The sequence below is a fragment of the Congregibacter sp. genome (genome assembly GCF_047617445.1).
Lineage (GTDB): Bacteria > Pseudomonadota > Gammaproteobacteria > Pseudomonadales > Halieaceae > Congregibacter.
Genome location: NZ_JBLGBE010000001.1, coordinates 55,402 through 75,102, shown reverse-complemented (window position 1 = coordinate 75,102; position 19,701 = coordinate 55,402). Strand labels below are relative to the sequence as shown.

Below are 19,701 nucleotides of genomic sequence, written 5' to 3'. Positions count from 1 at the left end.
CGTTACTGCTAAACAGCGGCAATGAAACAAACATCTCGCCGTGTTTGCCCACTAACTGACATTTTTTGTCAGTTCAGAACCTACATCTCCTGGGCTATGAAGCTGTACACCCGACAGAAAACCGTCAGCGCCTAGCAAAATCCCCGCTATCAATGTCAATTAGGCACTTCAGCCACGCAAGCGCTACCGCTATACTCTGACGCTTAATCAAGGGCAGCTACGCATGAACGAACGAGTCAGCGGTAAACCCTCCGGCCTAGCCGGCCGCCTTGTAAGCGAGGGCCTCATGGATGCAGAGCAAGCGTCCAAGGCTCAGGCCGCCGCCGCCAATGAGCGGATTCCTTTCGTTCGCTATTTAGTCGACGAAGTCAAAATCGATAGTCACAAATTGGCTGAGATCGCTTCCCAAGAATTTGGTGCGGCTCGCTTCGATATTAGCGCCTTTGACTCTCAGTTCTTACCCCAGGGCGTAGTAGAAGCCGAACTGGTCACCAAGCATCATGCACTGCCGCTATACAGCCGGGGCAAGCGTCTGTTCATCGCGGTCTCCGACCCCACCAACCTTGCCGCACTTGATGAAATAAAGTTCCACACCGGTCTGAACACCGAAGCCATTCTTGTCGATGAGAAGAGCCTGCAAAAAGCGATAGCGCAATGGACCGACGCACAGGATGCTATGACCGGTGGTCTCGACGACCTTGATTCTGACGAATTCGACGAAATTGATATTGGCGCCGTCGATAATGATGTGGCTCCCGAAGATGACGGCAACGCCAGCGTTGACGAGACACCGATCGTGCGATTCGTTAACAAGGTGCTCGTTGATGCAATCAAGCAGGGGGCATCGGATATTCACTTTGAGCCCTACGAAAAAGATTACCGGGTGCGTTTTCGTACGGATGGCGTATTGCGAGAGGTCGTTCGTCCGCCTCGAAATCTGGCACCGAGATTATCTGCGCGCCTAAAAGTCATGTCACAAATGGATATCTCCGAGCGCCGACTTCCCCAAGACGGTCGAATCCAGATGAAACTGTCTCGGAACCGTTCCATTGATTTTCGAGTCAACACGCTGCCCACGCTGTTTGGTGAAAAAATAGTCCTGCGGATCCTGGATCCCACGAGTGCGCAAATGGGTATCGACGCGCTCGGCTACGATCCGGAACAAAAAGAAATGTTTATGAAGGCGCTCAAGCAGCCTCAGGGCATGATTCTTGTCACGGGACCCACGGGTTCTGGTAAAACCGTGTCGCTATATACGGGCCTCAACATACTCAACGAACCCGAGCGGAACATCTCCACGGCGGAAGACCCCGTAGAGATCAACCTCTCGGGTATCAATCAGGTTCATGTGAACGCCAAAGTCGGCCTCAACTTTGCCGAAGCCCTACGTTCTTTTCTGCGTCAGGATCCCGACGTCATCATGGTCGGCGAGATACGTGACCTGGAGACTGCCGAAATCGCCATTAAGGCAGCACAAACAGGCCACCTTGTGCTTTCGACGCTGCACACCAACAGTGCCGCCGAAACCATCAGTCGCCTGCTTAACATGGGTGTCCCCGCATTCAATGTCGCGACCTCTGTGAGTCTCATTATCGCCCAGCGTCTGGGTCGCCGCCTGTGTAAAGAGTGTGCCGCACCGGCAGAAATCCCTCATGAAACTTTGCTCGAACAAGGCTTTAGTGAGGAGATGCTTGCCTCAGCTACCATCATGAAAGCTGTCGGCTGCGACGCTTGCAAGGATGGCTATAAAGGCCGGGTTGGTATCTATGAGGTGGTTCGAATAACCCAGGGGATAGCTAACACTATTATGGAAAATGGGAACTCTCTGGAGATTGCTCGGCAGGCCAGAGCGCATGGTTTTGCGGATCTACGTAAATCGGCATTGCGAAAATGTGCCCAAGGTCTAGTTAGTCTTGAAGAAGTAAACCGAGTTACGATTGACTGATAACCGGCCTGATTTATTCAGGTTGCCTGAAAACGACAGGAGATAAGCCAAACACCATGGCGACGACGGCTACCAGCGAACTGTTTATCTGGAGTGGCACCGACAAGAACGGGCGCCAGACCAAAGGCGAAATCAATGCACCGTCGCAAGCGATGGCGCGCGCGCAACTCCGACAGAAGGGTATCAACCCCCGCTCGGTACGACGCAAGCCAAAACCCTTGTTCACCGCGCGGAAGAAACCGATTAAACCCGCTGACATCGCTATTTTTACTCGGCAAATGGCAACCATGATGAAAGCGGGCGTTCCGCTCGTACAGAGTTTCGATATTGTAAGTGATGGATTAGAGAATCGGTCGATGAAGGACTTGGTAAATGGCATCAAGAACGATGTCTCAGCCGGCGGTGGGCTGGCTCTTTCGCTTGCCAAGTTTCCACGCTACTTCGACGATCTATTTTGCTCCCTCGTCGGCGCAGGCGAATCTTCCGGTACTCTCGAAGTCATGTTGGATCGCGTTGCCACCTACAAAGAAAAGACCGAGCAATTAAAAGCCAAGATTAAGAAAGCGATGACTTATCCCATAGCGGTTGTCGTTGTGGCGCTGGTGGTATCGGGCATCTTGCTTGTAAAGGTTGTCCCACAATTTGCGGAGACATTCTCTAGCTTCGGCGCTGACTTGCCTGCGTTCACCCTGATGGTCATGGGGCTTTCTGACTTTATGCAGGCCTGGTGGTTCATCATTGTCATAGGCATAGTCGCGCTCGTATACGCATTCAAAGAACTACGCCTGAAATCCAAATCATTCAGCGATGGTGTCGACCGACTGATGCTAAAGTTGCCGCTTTTTGGCGGTATCGTGCAGGATTCCGTGGTGGCGCGGTTTTCTCGAACCTTGGCCACCACTTTCGCCGCTGGCGTGCCTTTAGTTGAGGCCCTCGAGTCCACGGCGGGCGCGGCGGGTAATGCGGTGTATAGCAAGGCAATCTTGCAGATTCGGGATGATGTCACCACTGGCACCACGCTATACAACTCGGTAAAGAGCACCGGCCTATTTCCAAATATGCTACTCCAGATGATCTCCATTGGAGAAGAATCTGGTCAGCTAGACGAAATGCTGGACAAGGTGGCCACACACTATGAAGAAGCGGTCGACAACTCCGTAGACAGCCTCAGCTCCCTCATGGAACCGATCATCATGTCTGTTCTTGGGGTACTGGTAGGCGGTCTGATGATCGCCATGTACCTACCTATCTTTATGCTGGGATCAGTCATCTAGACAGTTTGTGAGCCGAAAGCAGGCTCCTAACGAGATATCACAATGACGGATTCCCCAATGCTCAGCGACTTTCTGATTGAGTACCCCCTATATTTCTATCTCTTCGTGGGCGCGCTGGGCTTAATTGTAGGCAGCTTTTTAAACGTCGTGATCCTCCGCCTGCCGGAAATGATGCAAAGGGAATGGCGCTGCGATTGTCGTGCCCTCCTGGAGCTAGAAGACGATGAAGCGAGGGATGGTGCAGAAAAACTCTCGCTATCGTTTCCTGGCTCGCACTGCCCCCATTGCCAACATGCGATCAAACCCTGGGAGAACATCCCGGTAGTCAGTTTTCTGGTGTTGCGTGGCCGCTGCGCAAGCTGCGCAACCGCGATTAGCTGGCGATACCCACTTGTCGAACTAGCAACGGCTGTGGCGTCTGTGACGGTGGCCGTCCACACCGGTGTGGAGCCCGCACTGCTCCCGTATCTGCTGCTGACTTGGTCACTTATTACACTTGCGGTCATCGACATGGATACACAGTTGCTGCCAGATGACATCACTCTGCCGCTGCTGTGGGGTGGACTCCTCTTTAACTTATTCCTGGGTCCAATTTCACCGGCCGATGCAATTTTGGGTGCTGCAGCCGGGTATCTTTTACTCTGGTCTATCTACTGGCTGTTCAAATTCGCTACAGGCAAAGACGGGATGGGCTATGGCGACTTTAAGCTGCTCGCAGCCTTGGGTGCTTGGCTTGGGTGGCAGAGTATCCCCATCATTATTTTGTTGTCATCCGCTGTGGGAGCGGTTCTCGGCATACTGATCATCGTAGTGCGGGGCAAGGATCGCTCCCACCCACTGCCCTTTGGACCGTATCTAGCGACCGCTGGTTGGATCAGCCTTTTGTGGGGAGGCACTCTCTCAGCCATGCTGCTGGCAGGGTCCGCATGAGCGAACCACTGCGGGTAGGCGTTACCGGCGGCATCGGCAGCGGCAAGAGCGCAGTCACTCAGCGCCTGCAATCGCTGGACATCGAAGTTGTAGACGCCGATATCGTTGCCCGGGAGGTCGTGGAAACAGGGAGCCCAGCACTGCAGAAAATAGCGCTGCATTTTGGTGACGACATCCTCAGTGAAGATGGAAGCCTGAATCGCGCAGCGCTGCGACGTGTGGTTTTTACAGACCCTAGGGAACGTCTGTGGCTGGAAAACCTGACCCATCCACTCATCGGTGAAAGCATCGCTAAGCAACTCGCGGCAGCAACATCGCCCTATGTAGTATTGAGCTCGCCCTTACTCCTGGAGGGTTCCCAGCGCGACTTTGTTCAACATATCGTGGTAGTGGACGTACCCGAGTCAGTGCAAGTAGCGAGAACCACAACACGGGACAACAACAACGAAGAGTTGGTGCGCGCAATTATGGCTGCACAAATGCCCCGAGATTCACGTCTGGCTTCGGCCGACACGGTCATTGATAACAGTGGGGCTTTGGAAGCACTGGATGAGCAGATCGCGTCGCTGCATAAAAAACTCTTAAGTCTGTCCGCAGCGGGCTAGCGTTTACCCTCAATGAGAGCACTCACGATCGCCCCATTAGCCTTAGGGAACTCGTAGTCCACAAGCTCCGAAATGCGCACCCAGCGCATAGGCTGTCCTTCACGAGGTTTCGGCTGCTCTGCAAACGCAGTGACACTGTGAACATCGAGCAAAACCCGCTTGTCACCATAGTCATGTTCGATCCGCAGCAAGCTATGATGAGTCAATATATCAATTCCCAGCTCTTCCTGAAGCTCTCGCTTCAGCGCCTTCGCAAGACTCTCACCAGGCTCTACCTTACCGCCGGGAAACTCCCATAGCCCACCTTGATGGCTATCAGCATGGCGCTTTGTCAGAAGTATTTTTTGATCTGCATCAAAAATAACCGCGACCGCAACATGAACCGTTACCGACGCTTCGTTCTCGTTATGGCCGGTGCCGCCAGGCATAACGCCGCTAGCTCCGATACTCGGCATTAATGCGCACGTAGTCGTAGGAAAAATCCGAGGTCCACACGGAAACTAGAGCGTCTCCGCGACCCAGTTCAATACCTAGTCGCAGATCTTCGCCCCGCATGAGTTCGGCCACGTCAGCTTCAACATAGTTGATAGCGCGGGCACCGTTTTCTGCAATAATTAAGTCGTTGATAAAGATGCGAACCCCCGTGACATCAAGGTCAGCTAGGCCTGCTCGACCAATTGCGGCCAGTACGCGACCCCAATTCGGATCCCCGGCAAAGAGCGCGGTTTTTACCAGCGGAGAGTGTGCAATGGTGAACGCCACATCCAAACACTCTGCTTCGTCGCCCCCCCCACTCACCTGTATCTCAACAAACTTACTCGCACCCTCACCATCGCGAACCAGACCTTGGGCGAGCTCAAGACAAAGAGATTCCAGCGCTACGGCAAATACCTGCGCTAACTCGGAGTCCGGGTCGTCACAAAGCTGCTTACCGCTCACCCCTGTCGCCGCGAGCAGTGCCGCATCGTTAGTCGAGGTATCACCATCGACAGTAATGCGATGAAAAGAGGTTTCCACCGCACGACGGAGCAAGGTGTCCAATAGTTCAGGGGCGATTGCAGCATCGGTTGCCAAAAACGACAGCATTGTCGCCATATCAGGGCGCAACATGCCTGCGCCCTTGGCGATGCCAGTAAGAACATAGGCTGTGCCATCCACAACAAACTGACGGGAGCCCAGCTTGGGCCGCGTGTCAGTCGTCATGATTCCTCGAGCAGCTTGCTCCCAAAGATCAGGCGATCTTCCTGCAAATAGCTTGGGTAGCGCATTGATTATGCGGTCTGCCGGCAAGTCCTCACCAATCACACCGGTAGAGAACGGAAGAACCTCATTTACATTCAAACCCAGAGCAACCGCAGCCTCTTCACAACAGCGTCTTGCCACCAGCATCCCGGGGTCGCCGGTTCCCGCGTTGGCATTACCCGTATTGATCAGGAGAAGCCGGGGCATCAGGCCACACTCAAGCAGATGCTCTCGGGCAACAATTACCGGTGCCGCGCAAAAAGCGTTTCGCGTAAAGACGGCCGCAGCGGTGGTGCCTTCGTCAAAAATCAGTGCAACCAAATCGCTACGATCCGCGTAACGAATGCCGGCCTCCACCGCAGAAACACTCACACCCGGCACCGGAAGTGCCGTCATCGGTGCAGTGCTTGCCTCCCTCGCAGAATCTGTCATCACATTAAATAAGCGAGTCTAGAGCGCACCGTGGCATTGCTTGTATTTCTTGCCACTTCCGCAAGGACAGGGATCATTCCGACCCACTTTAGGCTCACTACGAGTCATCGGCTGCCCAGAGCGCACCCCCACTTGCTCGGGACTCGGCGTCTCAGCCGGATCCTGTGCCAGTCCAGACGCTTGCGCGTGCTGAAACGCCAACGTAGCCTGCTCCGCCACATTGCGACGTTGCTGCTCAATCAGTTCAGCCTCGTTCTTTTTCTTGATCTCCACGTGGCTGAGAAATTTTATAACTTCGTACTTCAGGCTCGTCAGCAACTCCTGAAACAACTCAAAGGACTCGCGCTTATATTCCTGCTTGGGATTCTTTTGCGCATACGCCCGCAGATGGATGCCCTGTCGCAAATGATCCATGGTCGCAAGATGCTCCTTCCAGAGTGTATCGAGGACCTGCAGCATGATCTGCTTTTCGATGCGCCGCATATCGGGGCCTACACTGTCGCCCTTTGCATCGTATGCTTCCTGAATTTCCCTCAACACGCGCTCGCGGATAGCTTCCTCGTGAAGCTTGTCATCCTCGTCCAGCCACTGCTGAACAGGCAGTGTTATCGCAAATTCCGCCTCTAGCTGACGCTCAAGACCGGGGATATCCCACTGCTCTTCCACGCTCATGGGCGGAATGTAACTATCGATTGCCTGATTCACGACATCCTGACGAATAGCACTGATCGTCTCAGAAATGTCGGCCTCGGTAAGCAGGTCATTCCGCTGCTGGTAAATGATCTGCCGCTGGTCGTTCGCGACGTCATCGTACTCAAGCAACTGCTTACGAATATCAAAGTTTCGACCTTCTACCTTACGCTGGGCCTTCTCAATAGCATTGCTCACCATGCGATGTTCAATCGCCTCACCCTTCTCCATTCCCAGGGCCTGCATGAAGTTCTTCACACGATCTGATGCAAAAATACGCATCAGATTGTCTTCCAAGGACAGATAGAATCGTGACACGCCAGGGTCACCCTGGCGACCCGCACGGCCTCGAAGCTGGTTGTCGATGCGTCGAGATTCGTGACGTTCGGTGCCTAGAATATGCAGTCCTCCGGCTTCAAGAACCGCCGTATGGCGACCGTCCCAGTCAGTCTGAATCGCTGCGCGCTGCTCATCACTCAAGTCACCTGCCTGACGCAGTTCCGCTTCTAGATTTCCACCCAGCACAATATCCGTGCCACGACCGGCCATGTTGGTGGCGATGGTCACAACGCCCGGACGCCCGGCCTGCGCGATGATTTCGGCTTCTTGCTCGTGATACTTGGCGTTGAGGACTTTGTGCGGCACATTGGATTGCTTAAAGCGCGCTGACAACTCCTCTGAGGTTTCAACAGACGCTGTGCCCACCAGCGCCGGGGCACCAATATCAATACAATGCTTGACGTCTTCGACGATCGCATCAAACTTCTCTTCGCTCGTAAGGTACACAAGATCGTTCATGTCCTTACGCACCATGTCCTTGTTCGTGGGAATAACCACCACATCAAGTCCATAGATTTGACGAAATTCGAAGGCTTCGGTATCCGCAGTACCGGTCATGCCTGCCAGCTTGTCGTACAGACGAAAATAGTTCTGGAACGTTGTCGACGCGAGCGTTTGACTCTCGCTCTGAATGGCTACGCCTTCCTTCGCCTCGATAGCTTGGTGCAAGCCTTCGGACAGTCGACGCCCGGCCATGGTGCGTCCAGTATGCTCATCAATCAGCACTACCTGTCCGTCCTGTACGATGTACTCGACATCGCGATGAAACATCACATGGGATCGTAAGCCTGTGTGCACATGATGCAGTAGAGACAGGTTCGTGGACGCATAAAGGCTGTCGCCCTCCTCAAGCATACCTTCACGAACCAACATTTCTTCAACAAACTCATGTCCAGCTTCAGTGAGCTCCACCTGCCGCAGTTTTTCATCGACGGTGTAATGCCCTTCCTGCGCTTCTTCGTCGCGCTGCAGAAGGGGTACCAGCTTGTTGATGCGTTTGTAGAGTTCAGAACTGTCTTGAGCCGAGCCAGAGATAATGAGCGGCGTACGGGCCTCATCAATGAGAATTGAATCGACTTCGTCCACGATGGCAAAGCTAAGTTCACCCTGCATTTTGTCTTCAAGCGCAAAGGCCATGTTGTCGCGAAGGTAATCAAAGCCAAACTCATTGTTGGTGCCGTAAATCACGTCCGACTGATAGGCCTCGCGCTTCTCTTCCTGGGTCTGGCCCGATCGAACCACGCCGACACTGAGTCCCAAAAAGTTATATAGCGGTGACATCCACTGAGCATCTCGCCCGGCTAGATAGTCATTGACTGTAATGAGATGCACGGCATTACCCGTAAGCGTATTCAAGTACGCCGCGAGAGTCGCCACCAGCGTCTTTCCCTCACCGGTACGTTGCTCAGCGATGCGTCCCTCATGGAGCGTCAGACCCCCAATGAGCTGCACGTCAAAGTGACGCATCTCCATCACGCGTTTGCCCGCTTCCCGAGCAACAGCAAACGCCTCCGGAAGAATCCTGTCGAGGGTTTCACCGGATTTCAGACGGTCACGAAACTCCCCGGTTTTGGCAGCCAGCGCTTGGTCATCAAGCGCCCCCATACCTTCTTCCAGGGCGTTGACCTGACGCACCACCTTGCGCATACGCTTGAGCTCGCGGTCATTGCGCGTACCAAAAACTTTTTTCAGAGCAGAGTTAATCATTCAGTCATTCATTTCGCCGCTATAGGCCATAAGCCCACGCAGTCCATCCGTGTGTGGATCTCAGCAAGTCGTCTAAGTTGTCTAAGTCGACTATTGCCGATACTCCTGGTTGTCTTGAACACCGCCTGAAGACTTGCTTCGTAAGGTGCCCGGGAAAATAAAAAGCATGCAGGTTGTTCATGGGGGCTAACTACCCATGAATCAAGCCCTGCAGGGAGATATACGGGCCAAAAACTGGCGCGAAAGTGTCTCACAGACACTCCCGTTATTCCATCCGGAACCCGAAGGCGTGATTAAATGGCGGCAGTTGTTGATGGCGCGGAAACGTAAGAAATAGGCGCGTTCTCAGGATCGTCAAAGGTCACCATTTCCCAGGCGTCGGGTTGTGCGATCAGAGCACGCAATGAAGCGTTGTTCAGTGCGTGGCCTGACTTATGTGCACGAAACTCGCCGATAAGGCTGTAACCCAGCAAATAGACGTCCCCGATAGCATCGAGAACCTTATGTCTCACGAATTCATCTTCGTAGCGCAGTCCGTCCTGATTCAAAATACGGTACTCGTCAACAACAATGGCATTGTCAACGCTGCCGCCTCGGGCTAGGCCCTTTGAGCGTAAGTACTCGATTTCATGCATAAAGCCGAACGTCCGAGCTCGGCTGATCTCTCGGACAAAAGACGTGGACGAAAAGTCGATCTCGGCGTGTGCTGAGCGATCGCGAAACACCGGGTGGTCGAAATCGATAGTGAAGGAGACCTTGAAGCCATCAAAGGGAAGAAAGCTGGCTACCTTGTCTCCGTCCTGTACCGTCACCGGGCGCTTGATACGGATGAATTTCTTCGCCGCTGCCTGCTCTTCTATCCCCGCAGACTGGATCAGAAAAACAAACGGTCCGGCACTACCATCCATGATCGGCACTTCACTAGCACTGACATCGACGTAAGCGTTATCAATGCCGAGACCGGCCATCGCTGACAACAAATGCTCCACGGTGGACACACGGTGTCCGTCATGAACCAGCGTAGTCGACAGCGTTGTATCGCCCACATTCGACGCCTTGGCGTGAATCTCAACAATCGGGTTGAGATCGACACGGCGAAAAATGATACCGCTGTCTACCGGCGCAGGCGCCAGAGTCAGGTACACTTTTTCACCGGTATGCAAACCAACGCCAGTCGCCTTAATGGCGTTGCGCAACGTCCGCTGTCGAATCATACAACCTCCTTGTCAATGCCCCGCTATGCCAATGGCATACCCAGACGCTTTAGCGCCTGCCGTGTGGCCGACAAGATGACAGTCGTACGATCAGTCAGCTTGTCGCCTCAGAAAAGCCGGGATATCGAAATAATCATCACCCAGTTTCTCCGCAGTAGCGGCGGCTGCCGAACCCCCTCGCGCTGCTGCGCGCCGAGCCGGCGGCTTTTCATAATCACGATAGTCAGGAGCTGTCAGCGAGTCCATCTCGCTTTGCGGCTCTTCAGAACGCGCAGCGCGCGGTGTTTCGACCACCTGCAACTTCGCACGAGACGCTGCATTGCCAAGCCCCGTTGCGACTACCGTAACCCTCAATTCATCGTTCATTTCGGGATCAATAACCGTCCCGACTACAACGGTGGCCTCGTCAGAGGCAAACTCCTCGATGGTATCTCCCACCTCAGAGAACTCACCGAGCGACAAATCAAGCCCGGCAGTAATATTGACCAGAATCCCGCGTGCGCCTTCCAGATCTATGTCGTCCAGCAGCGGGCTATTGATGGCGCGCTCGGCTGCCTCGCGCGCCCGGTTCTCGCCGCGAGAGCTTCCCGTGCCCATCATGGCCATGCCCATTTCGGACATCACCGTTCTCACATCCGCGAAGTCGACATTGATCATTCCTGGGCGAATAATGAGGTCAGCAATACCCTGAACCGCGCCCAACAATACATCATTGGCTTCTTTGAAGGCATCCAAGAGACTGGTATTTTTCCCCAAAACCTCCAGCAGTTTTTCGTTGGGTATGGTGATTAGAGAGTCAACATGTTGCTGAAGTTCCGCAAGACCCGCTTCTGCAATTGAAAGGCGCTTTTTACCCTCGAAAGTGAAGGGCCGAGTCACCACGGCGACGGTGAGAATCCCCATCTCCCGGGCCACCGCAGCCACTACCGGCGCTCCACCGGTACCCGTACCACCGCCCATGCCTGCGGTGATAAATATCATGTCCGCACCGCGGATGGCATCGGCAATTCGCTCTCGATCCTCCATAGCGGCGGCTCGGCCGATTTCTGGATTTGCGCCCGCGCCCAGACCCTTGGTGATCTCACCACCGAGCTGAAGCACTGTGGGCGAGTCCACATCTGATAGAGCCTGTGCGTCCGTGTTGGCGCAGATAAAATCCACTCCTTCCACGTTATTGCTGATCATGTGTTTTACGGCATTTCCGCCGCCGCCTCCGACACCGATCACTTTGATGACAGCGCTCTGCGGTACGTTGTCTACGAGTTCAAACATAGCTTCCTTCCCCTTAAAATAACGTCACCTAGTGGCGACCTTTCTTCCCCAAAAAAATCGTGATCTAAAAACTGTCGCGGACCCACTGCGCTAAACGCGTCCACCAGGCCTCAGAAGGCGCGCGACGGCCGCTGTGCACTTCACCAGCATGGCGGCTGCCGTAAAGCAATAGCCCCACTGCGGTGGAATAAATGGGATTGCGAACAATATCGGCAAGGCCGTCGATGCTTTGTGGATAGCCCACGCGTACTGGCATATGAAAAATCTCTTCAGCAAGCTCTGAGGCGCCCTCCATCTTCGAGGTGCCTCCAGTAAGAACGATGCCTGAGGGAATAAGGTCTTCGTAACCCGATCGCCGCAGCTCAGCCTGAATCAAAGTGAATAGCTCGTCGTAACGCGGCTCTACCACTTCTGCGAGAGACTGTCGGGAGAGATCCCGAGGCGGTCGATCGCCAACACTGGGAACCTTGATAGTCTGATCGGCCCCGGCAAGTTGTGTGAGCGCACATGCGTAACGAATTTTTATTTCTTCGGCGTACTGCGAGGGCGTGCGCAATGCCATCGCGATGTCGTTAGTCACCTGATCCCCGGCGATCGGTATGACGCCGGTATGCCGAATAGAACCCTCGGTGAAAATAGCGATGTCTGTAGTGCCGCCACCAATGTCAACAAGACACACGCCCAACTCGCGCTCGTCGTCGGTCAATACGGAGTAAGAAGAGGCCAGTTGCTCGAGGATAATGTCCTCCACCTCCAAGCCGCACCTGCGAATACACTTTTCGATGTTTTGTGCCGCGTTCACAGCGCAGGTCACGAGATGCACTTTGGCCTCGAGACGCACACCGGACATACCCTGAGGCTCTTTGATGCCTTCCTGATTGTCGATCACGTACTCCTGAGGGAGTACATGCAACACCTTTTGATCTGCAGGTATCGCCACCGCTCGAGCAGCATCAATAACTCGCTCAAGATCCTGCGCCACGACCTCCCGCTCTTTGATCGCAACAATGCCGTGGGAGTTCAGGCTTCGAATGTGTGAGCCGGCAATGCCTACATACACCGAATGAATTTGACAGCCCGCCATGAGCTCCGCCTCATCCACTGCACGCTGAATAGACTGCACTGTGGATTCAATATTGACCACGACACCCTTCTTCATCCCCTTAGAAGGATGCGAACCAATCCCCACGACCTCCATAGTCCCGTCGGCCGTCACTTCACCGACAATAGCGACGACCTTGGAGGTTCCGATATCCAGTCCGACAATCATTCGCCTGTCTTTAACCGCTGCCATTAGCTTTCTACCTGCCCTGGGTGTTTTCGGTCAGACCCGCCAACCGGGGAGTCTGGTCAAATGCCACGGCTGCACCGCCGTCGTAACGCATGTCTACGCGCTGTACGACTCGGTCAGCCTCTTGAAGATCACTACTCCACAGCTGCAAGAATCGCTGCAGGCGGAGCGAAAAGTCATGGTCCCCAAGCTGCAGCTGAACTCCGTTATCTAGTCCTACAACGAGTTGCCCGTAATCGTCTTCGCTCAAAGAAATGGGTGTCAGTGCCAGGGGCCGCAAACGCTCGAGCAAGCGCTGATAATGATTCATGAGGCGCGCCTCACTCCCCATGGGACCGCGAATTTCCGGAAGACTCCTCCAGCGCTCCCTGTCAGTAACTTCGATAATGCGTGCTTCGTGATTCAAAAAGGCTTCGTCACCCCAACGTGCGATCGGCAGTTGCTCAACCACGCTAACTTCCAAGGTATCGGGGAAGCGGCGGCGCAACTCTGCGCTGTATACCCAGGGCAGCGCTTCAAGCGTCACCTGCAGGTCAGCAAGACTGAGAAACAACAGCCCCTGATCCAGTTCATCGGACATTGCATCACGCAGGGCATCCTGGCGTAAGTGCTCCAGCTTTCCTGTGACTACGATGCGCTCAACTGGCAGCTTACGCAGAGCTTCAACACCAAGGTAGACAACAGCAGCCAATGCGAGCATGGCGGATACGCTAAGCAGAGTACTAAAGCCACTCTGAATTCTGGGCATCAGCGTCTTCAAGCGCTCACCCAGGGACTCGGGAGCTCGGCGACGGGCATTGCGACGTGAAGCCAACATCAGACAGCACCTCCCAAACCCGATTGCCCGGCCTGCCAGGACAAGAGCAATATTTCTTCAAGCAATGTTAGAAGCGATAATCCTGCTGCAGTCGCCGCCATAGGCACGAGACTGTGATCGGTCATACCCGGCACGGTGTTCACTTCGAGAAGCTGAAAATCGCCGTTACTGTCGCGCATTAAATCTACGCGCCCCCAGACGGAACAGCCTAGCGCCGCAAAAGCCTCGAGAGCGAGCTCGCACAGCGCCTTCTCGTCATCTCCATTTAGACCGCAAGGTATGTTGTAGCGGGTAGTGTTCGCCTTATACTTTGCTTCGTAATCGTAGAACTCTCGCGCTGCCTCAATATGAATCGGTGGCAGTGCTCGGTCTCCCAAAATAGCCACGGTGTACTCGGGACCATCAATAAATTGCTCCGCCAGTATTTGATCACCAAACACCGCGGCGGATTCACATGCCACAGAGAAGCTCTCGGGACTATCAACTCGGGTCATACCGAGACTAGAGCCTTCCATGCAGGGCTTGATGAACGCAGCGCCCCAAGCAGCCAGCAAGGCTTGCGCATCCGTATCAGCATTTACAAGGGCAAAGGCCGCCGTAGGAAGCCCTAGCGCGCGCCAGATCTGCTTGCTCCGCAACTTATCCATGGCCAAAGCCGAGCCCAGAACACTGCTACCGGTTCCCACAACACCCATGGACTGCAGCAGCCCTTGAGTAACACCATCCTCTCCACCAACGCCGTGCTGGATGTTGAAAGCGATATCCACACCTTCCAGTCCTACCCACCAGGCGGGCTCACCGGTATCCAAAGCGCGAGGCTCGTAACCTCCTTCGCGAAGTGCGGTCAGCACCGTCTCGGCGCTGGCAAGAGAAACCTCTCGCTCACCCGAGGTCCCACCGAACAACACCGCGATTTTTAATCCCTGCAGCTGTGTCGCAGCACTCATGACAAGACCTTCGCGTCGCGCAGCTGGTTCGCCAAGCGAGCGATATCACCTGCTCCCTGGGTCACAAGCACGTCGCCCGCATCAAGCACATCACTCAGCAAAGCCGGCACCTCCAGAGCGTTGGCCGCATACAGGGGATCCAACTGCCCTCGCTGTCGAATAGAGCGCGCCAAAGATCGACTGTCGGCGCCTGCAATGGCTTCTTCGCCGGCGGGATAGACTTCAAGGAGTACCAGAAAATCCGTATCTGAAAGAACACTGACAAAATCATCGTAAAGATCCCGGGTACGGGTAAACCGGTGCGGCTGATACACCATGACGATGCGACGGTCCGGCCAAGCCTGACGCGCCGAAGCTAATGTGGCGGCAACTTCCGTTGGATGATGCCCGTAGTCATCCACAAGAGTTACTAGATGCTGACCTAGCTGAACCCCCTCATAGACACTGAATCGACGCCCCACACCACTAAAGCTCTCAAGCGTTTCTTGGATAACGCGGTCTTCGATACCCTGATCCGTAGCCACGGCTACGGCAGCAGTAGCGTTGAGCACGTTATGAGAGCCTGGCATGTTGAGCGTAATCGGCAAATCCGGATAAGCATCTGGACGTTCAACGGTAAAACGTGTGCGTAGGCCTGCAGGCTCAAGATTCGTGATGCGATAGTCAGCCGACTCACTGAATCCATAACTCAGCATTGGTCGACCGAGATCCTCACCAAGGCCGTCGAGCACAGGATCATCAATACACAGCACCGCAAGACCGTAAAACGGAAGGTTGTGCAAGAACTCAACGAAAGTACGACGTAGCTTTGCGAAGTCACCGCCATAGGTTTCCATATGATCCGCTTCGATATTGGTGACCACGGTGACCATTGGCTGCAGATGCAAAAACGATGCATCGCTCTCGTCGGCTTCCGCAATCAAAAAACGCCCTGCGCCTAACTGCGCGTGCGTCCCAGTGCTGTTCACGCGACCACCAATCACAAAGGTCGGATCGAGGTCAGCCGCCGCAAACAATGCAGCGATGAGACTCGTGGTCGTTGTTTTTCCATGCGTGCCCGCTACAGCGATGCCGTAGCGATGCCGCATAAGTTCCGCAAGCATCTCAGCACGGGGAACTACTGGAATTCGCTGCTCTCTCGCAGCCACTAACTCGGCGTTACTCGCTTTTACGGCGCTGGAAATCACCACGACATCAGCGTCACTGACTGCCTCAGAACGATGCCCTATAGTGACCTTGACCCCAATCTGGCTAAGGTGCTGGGTAACACTGCCGTCCAGTAAATCAGACCCACTGACAGAGAAACCGAGGTTAACCAGCACCTCAGCAATACCACTCATACCGCTGCCGCCAACGCCTACCATATGGATACGACGCACCCGACGCATCTCGGAAGCTCCTGGCATTGCTAAGGCCGTCATCGCATAAGTGCCTCTGCACGATCGGCAATCATGCCGGTCGCTTCGGGTCGTGCGCATTCAAGCGCTGCAACGGACATTGCGGCCAATAGACCAGCATCGGCAAGTAAACGTCGCAGCGTTGCTTCCAGACGCTCATGAAGATCCGATTGAGGAAGTAACACCGCTGCTCCGGCCTCCGAAAGAAAGCGCGCATTGGCGGTCTGATGGTCGTCGATCGCATAGGGCAGTGGAATGAGTATCGATGGCCTACCCGTCACTGCAAGTTCCGCGACGGTCAACGCACCCGCGCGACAGATGACAAGCTGTGCCCAGGCATAGGCCTCGGGCATATCTTCGACGTAGGCTTCGACTGCCCACTGGGTATTGCTCACCGCTGAATAATCAGCACGCGTCGTTTCAGCATGCGCAGGACCGCACTGATGACGCCACTCACACTGGACGCCGAGCACGGCAGCGACTGCGGGCATAGCCTCGTTCAATGGTTTCGCACCCAGGCTGCCACCGAGCACCAGCACACGCAACGGTGCGCCGGCTGGTCTATCCCAAGGATGATCCCCTGCGACTGATAGCAGATCCTTGCGCACAGGATTACCCAGGTACGTCGCCGTCGGATACTGCTGAAGCACATCGGGAAAGCCTGTCGCGATCTGTGAGGCAAAACGAGCCAGCGCGCGGTTTGCGCTCCCCGCCACGGCGTTTTGTTCCTGAAGCAATAAAGGGCGACGGGTTAACCACGCTGCACATGCAGCAGGAAACGACGCGTAGCCCCCCATTCCCACAACCAGTGCCGGGCGCAAACGCAACATCAACCACAGCGACTGGAGCAGGGACAAACCCAATAACAAGACTGCCAACAACTGCTGAAGAAGACCTTTACCCCGCAGTCCGCGCATGGGCAACTGATACAGAGTAATGTCGGCTTCAGGAACCACCCGTGCCTCAAGTCCACGACGAGTCCCAACCCAGGCTAAACGAAACCCACGCTCGCGAAGATCAAGAGCCACGGCAAGTGCCGGATATACATGCCCCCCGGTGCCTCCTGCAAGCATCATGGCCATAGGCGCACTCATCGCTTGCGGCCTCGTTTGGGCTGCTGTCGCTCGTAAGCAACGCGAAGCACCATACTGAGCAGCACGCAGCTAGTGATAAGACTGGTGCCACCATAACTAATCAGGGGCAGTGTGAGTCCCTTCGTAGGAAGCAACCCTGCGCTTACACCCATATTCACGAACGCCTGCCCGGATAACATCAACGACACGCCAAAACAGAGATAAGCAGCGAACAATTGCCCGTCTTTCTGCGACTGGCGGCCCAGATGAAAAATGCGGAGGACCAGCGCAAGAAACAAGCTGATCAGTAAAAATGCACCGACAAACCCTGTTTCCTCCGCCCAGATTGAAAACACAAAATCCGTATGCGCCTCGGGGAGGTAAAACAATTTCTGCACGCTGTTTCCAAGCCCCACTCCAAACCACTCACCACGACCAAAGGCGATGAGTGACTGAATGAGCTGGAAGCCCGAACCGAAAGGATCTGCCCAGGGGTCGGTGTAGGCAATAAGACGCTGAAGCCGATAGGGCGCAGCCTGGATCAGCAGCGCCCCCAGAAAGCCCGTAGCGACGACAATCACACTGAGATGCATGAGTCGCATACCCGCGAGAAAGAGCATCCCAAAAGCGGTCGCCAACATAATAACTACGGCCCCGAAATCAGGCTCGGCCAGCAACAGCACAGCGACTAAACCCAGAATCATCAGCGGCCTGAGAATGCCCTGCCAGCTTTCTTGCAAGGCTTTACCCTGCCGGAGCAGATACCCCGACAAATAAACAATCATCGATGCTTTGGCCAGCTCTGAGGGCTGCAGTGTCAGCGGCCCCAGTGCCAGCCACCGCTGACTCCCGTTCACATTGCGGCCCACACCCGGAATCAGCACCAGAATCAACAACAGACTTGAAAGCAGCAGCAACAGCCAACCGCTGCGATACCAAAATTCAATAGGCACTTGATAGCAAACGAACCCGCTGGTGAGCGCAAGGGCAAGATACACAAGATGCCGAAGACTGTGATGCCACATATTGCCGTAGGTTGCTTCGGCATAGCCCACTGACGCCGAGCTGATCGCGATCAAACCAATGAGCAATAGCGCAACCGCGATAGCCAGCAACATGAGATCCGGAAACCGCCCCGCAGCTACTGCCGTTGTCACGCGCGCAGTACTCATTGCGCCACCTTTGCGAGCACCAGCTGCTTGAATCGCTCGCCACGAGCGACATAACTCTCGAACTGATCAAAACTGGCACAAGCCGGCGACAGCAACACAATGTCCCCAGATCGCGCGCGCTCTCCTGCAAGCTCCACAGCGTGCTCAAGCGTCTCGGCAACTACGCTGTCACAGCTATCAGCCAGGGCTTGGGCAATTGAATCCGCGGCCTCACCGATAAGCAAAACAACATCACAGTGAGCAGCGACCGCAGGACGTAAAGGATGGAAGTCCGCATCCTTGTCCCGTCCACCGGCAATCAGTATCAAACGGTGCTTGGCACCCAGACCGTTTACCGCCGCCAAAGTAGCACCCACATTGGTGGCTTTGGAATCATTGATCCAGCGCACACCATCCTGATCAAGAACCAACTCACAACGATGTTCTAATCCGGGAAAGCTGCGCAGAACGTCCAGCATTGCGTCCCGAGGTAAATCTATCGCGGCGCCCAAAGCGAGAGCGGCAAGAGCATTGGCAAGGTTGTGTCGCCCGGGCAACAAAACTTCTTCGGCCTTCATCAATGGGTCAAAACCTTCAACGATCATCTGCTCGCCGTCGATCATCCGCAGACCAAAACCTCGGAGGTCAGGCTCCCCCAGTCGCCAGCTAATGTGCCGCCGACCAGCTGCCAAAGGAGGAATCGTCAGTGGATCGCCCGCATTAAAGACCACCGTAGTGCATCCATTAAAGATTCGATGCTTGGCTTGGTGATAGCGCGGCATGCTCCCGTGTCGGTCAAGGTGATCTGGCGTGAGGTTAAGCACCGTGGCGACCTCAAGATCGAGCGGCCCAGCTCTCTCTAACTGAAAGCTGGACAGCTCCAGTACATAAAATTCGTTGCCATCTGCAAGCAGGTCCAAAGCAGGCACACCCAGGTTTCCGCCCACCGCCACACGCCGGCCCGCCGCCTTCAGCATTGCACCAAGCATCTCGGTGACGGTGGACTTGGCATTTGAGCCTGTTATGCCAATGACCGGTGCGGCTGCCGCCGCCACAAAAAGATCGATGTCGCCACACAGCTTTGCACCCGCCTCGACCGCTCGCTGCAGCCAGGGCTCTTCCGGCGAAATCCCGGGACTGACGATAAGTTCCGCTGCGGTATCCAACACGTCTTGAAGGTCAGTACCGAGCATTACGGGGACTTCTGGCATTTCAGCCTGCAACTGCGCTAGACCCGGAGGCTGCTCCCGCGTATCTACCACCGTGAACTCTTCACCCTGACGAGCCAGGTAACGAGCAACCGACAAACCTGTAGCTCCGAGACCCACCACAACCTTGCGTCGCGTGCTGCTGATAAGGGACGACATATCTCTGG

The 19,701-nt window shown here is 54.9% G+C and carries 16 protein-coding genes; 4 read left to right on the top strand and 12 right to left on the bottom strand.

The features are described 5' to 3' along the window. Positions 1–223: 223 nt before the first annotated feature. The 4 genes from pilB to coaE are packed head-to-tail and all read left to right on the top strand — an operon-like array spanning position 224 to position 4,754. The gene (gene pilB, locus ACI9KD_RS00375) at positions 224–1,945 is read left to right on the top strand and encodes a type IV-A pilus assembly ATPase PilB (RefSeq protein ID WP_414979153.1); all 1,722 of its coding nucleotides are present in this window, start codon (positions 224–226) and stop codon (positions 1,943–1,945) included. Positions 1,946–2,001: 56 nt separating this feature from the next. Next, positions 2,002–3,219, top strand: a complete 1,218-nt coding sequence (locus ACI9KD_RS00370) for a type II secretion system F family protein (RefSeq protein ID WP_414979152.1) — start codon at positions 2,002–2,004, stop codon at positions 3,217–3,219. Between the two features lie 42 nt (positions 3,220–3,261). After that, positions 3,262–4,149, top strand: coding sequence for a prepilin peptidase (locus tag ACI9KD_RS00365; protein WP_414979151.1), 888 nt, complete (start codon positions 3,262–3,264; stop codon positions 4,147–4,149). After that, positions 4,146–4,754: a dephospho-CoA kinase gene (gene coaE, locus ACI9KD_RS00360; RefSeq protein WP_414979150.1), complete on the top strand. Its 609-nt coding sequence runs from the start codon at positions 4,146–4,148 to the stop codon at positions 4,752–4,754. The genes ACI9KD_RS00365 and coaE overlap by 4 nt, the downstream gene beginning before the upstream one ends. Here the strand turns inward: coaE and mutT are convergent. From mutT to murD, 12 genes are all read right to left on the bottom strand, one after another. Continuing rightward, the gene (gene mutT / locus ACI9KD_RS00355; RefSeq protein WP_414979149.1) at positions 4,751–5,182 is read right to left on the bottom strand and encodes an 8-oxo-dGTP diphosphatase MutT; all 432 of its coding nucleotides are present in this window, start codon (positions 5,180–5,182) and stop codon (positions 4,751–4,753) included. The genes coaE and mutT overlap by 4 nt on opposite strands. 7 nt (positions 5,183–5,189) lie before the next feature. Continuing rightward, positions 5,190–6,392, bottom strand: coding sequence for a bifunctional glutamate N-acetyltransferase/amino-acid acetyltransferase ArgJ (gene argJ, locus ACI9KD_RS00350; protein ID WP_414979148.1), 1,203 nt, complete (start codon positions 6,390–6,392; stop codon positions 5,190–5,192). A gap of 54 nt (positions 6,393–6,446) precedes the next feature. Further along, positions 6,447–9,164: a preprotein translocase subunit SecA gene (gene secA, locus ACI9KD_RS00345; protein WP_414979147.1), complete on the bottom strand. Its 2,718-nt coding sequence runs from the start codon at positions 9,162–9,164 to the stop codon at positions 6,447–6,449. Positions 9,165–9,457: 293 nt separating this feature from the next. After that, positions 9,458–10,378: a UDP-3-O-acyl-N-acetylglucosamine deacetylase gene (gene lpxC / locus ACI9KD_RS00340; RefSeq protein ID WP_414979146.1), complete on the bottom strand. Its 921-nt coding sequence runs from the start codon at positions 10,376–10,378 to the stop codon at positions 9,458–9,460. 90 nt (positions 10,379–10,468) lie between these two features. Further along, positions 10,469–11,650 carry a cell division protein FtsZ gene (gene ftsZ / locus ACI9KD_RS00335; protein ID WP_414979145.1) on the bottom strand — a complete coding sequence of 394 codons (1,182 nt, stop codon included), beginning with the start codon at positions 11,648–11,650 and terminating at the stop codon, positions 10,469–10,471. 64 nt (positions 11,651–11,714) lie between these two features. Beyond that, on the bottom strand, positions 11,715–12,944 hold the full coding sequence (gene ftsA / locus ACI9KD_RS00330) for a cell division protein FtsA (RefSeq protein WP_414979144.1): 1,230 nt from the start codon (positions 12,942–12,944) through the stop codon (positions 11,715–11,717). Positions 12,945–12,951: 7 nt separating this feature from the next. Continuing rightward, a complete protein-coding gene (locus ACI9KD_RS00325; RefSeq protein WP_414979143.1) occupies positions 12,952–13,758 on the bottom strand; it encodes a cell division protein FtsQ/DivIB in 807 nt (268 codons plus the stop codon). Beyond that, positions 13,758–14,705, bottom strand: a complete 948-nt coding sequence (locus ACI9KD_RS00320; RefSeq protein ID WP_414979142.1) for a D-alanine--D-alanine ligase — start codon at positions 14,703–14,705, stop codon at positions 13,758–13,760. The genes ACI9KD_RS00325 and ACI9KD_RS00320 overlap by 1 nt, the downstream gene beginning before the upstream one ends. Next, entirely contained in the window at positions 14,702–16,126 is a 1,425-nt protein-coding gene (gene murC / locus ACI9KD_RS00315; protein WP_414979141.1) for a UDP-N-acetylmuramate--L-alanine ligase, read from the bottom strand. Before murC ends, ACI9KD_RS00320 begins: the two co-directional genes overlap by 4 nt. Then, a complete protein-coding gene (murG, locus tag ACI9KD_RS00310) occupies positions 16,123–17,196 on the bottom strand; it encodes an undecaprenyldiphospho-muramoylpentapeptide beta-N-acetylglucosaminyltransferase (RefSeq protein ID WP_414979140.1) in 1,074 nt (357 codons plus the stop codon). Before murG ends, murC begins: the two co-directional genes overlap by 4 nt. Further along, entirely contained in the window at positions 17,193–18,347 is a 1,155-nt protein-coding gene (gene ftsW, locus ACI9KD_RS00305; protein WP_414979139.1) for a putative lipid II flippase FtsW, read from the bottom strand. Before ftsW ends, murG begins: the two co-directional genes overlap by 4 nt. Continuing rightward, positions 18,344–19,693 carry a UDP-N-acetylmuramoyl-L-alanine--D-glutamate ligase gene (gene murD, locus ACI9KD_RS00300; RefSeq protein WP_414979138.1) on the bottom strand — a complete coding sequence of 450 codons (1,350 nt, stop codon included), beginning with the start codon at positions 19,691–19,693 and terminating at the stop codon, positions 18,344–18,346. Before murD ends, ftsW begins: the two co-directional genes overlap by 4 nt. Positions 19,694–19,701: the final 8 nt, after the last annotated feature.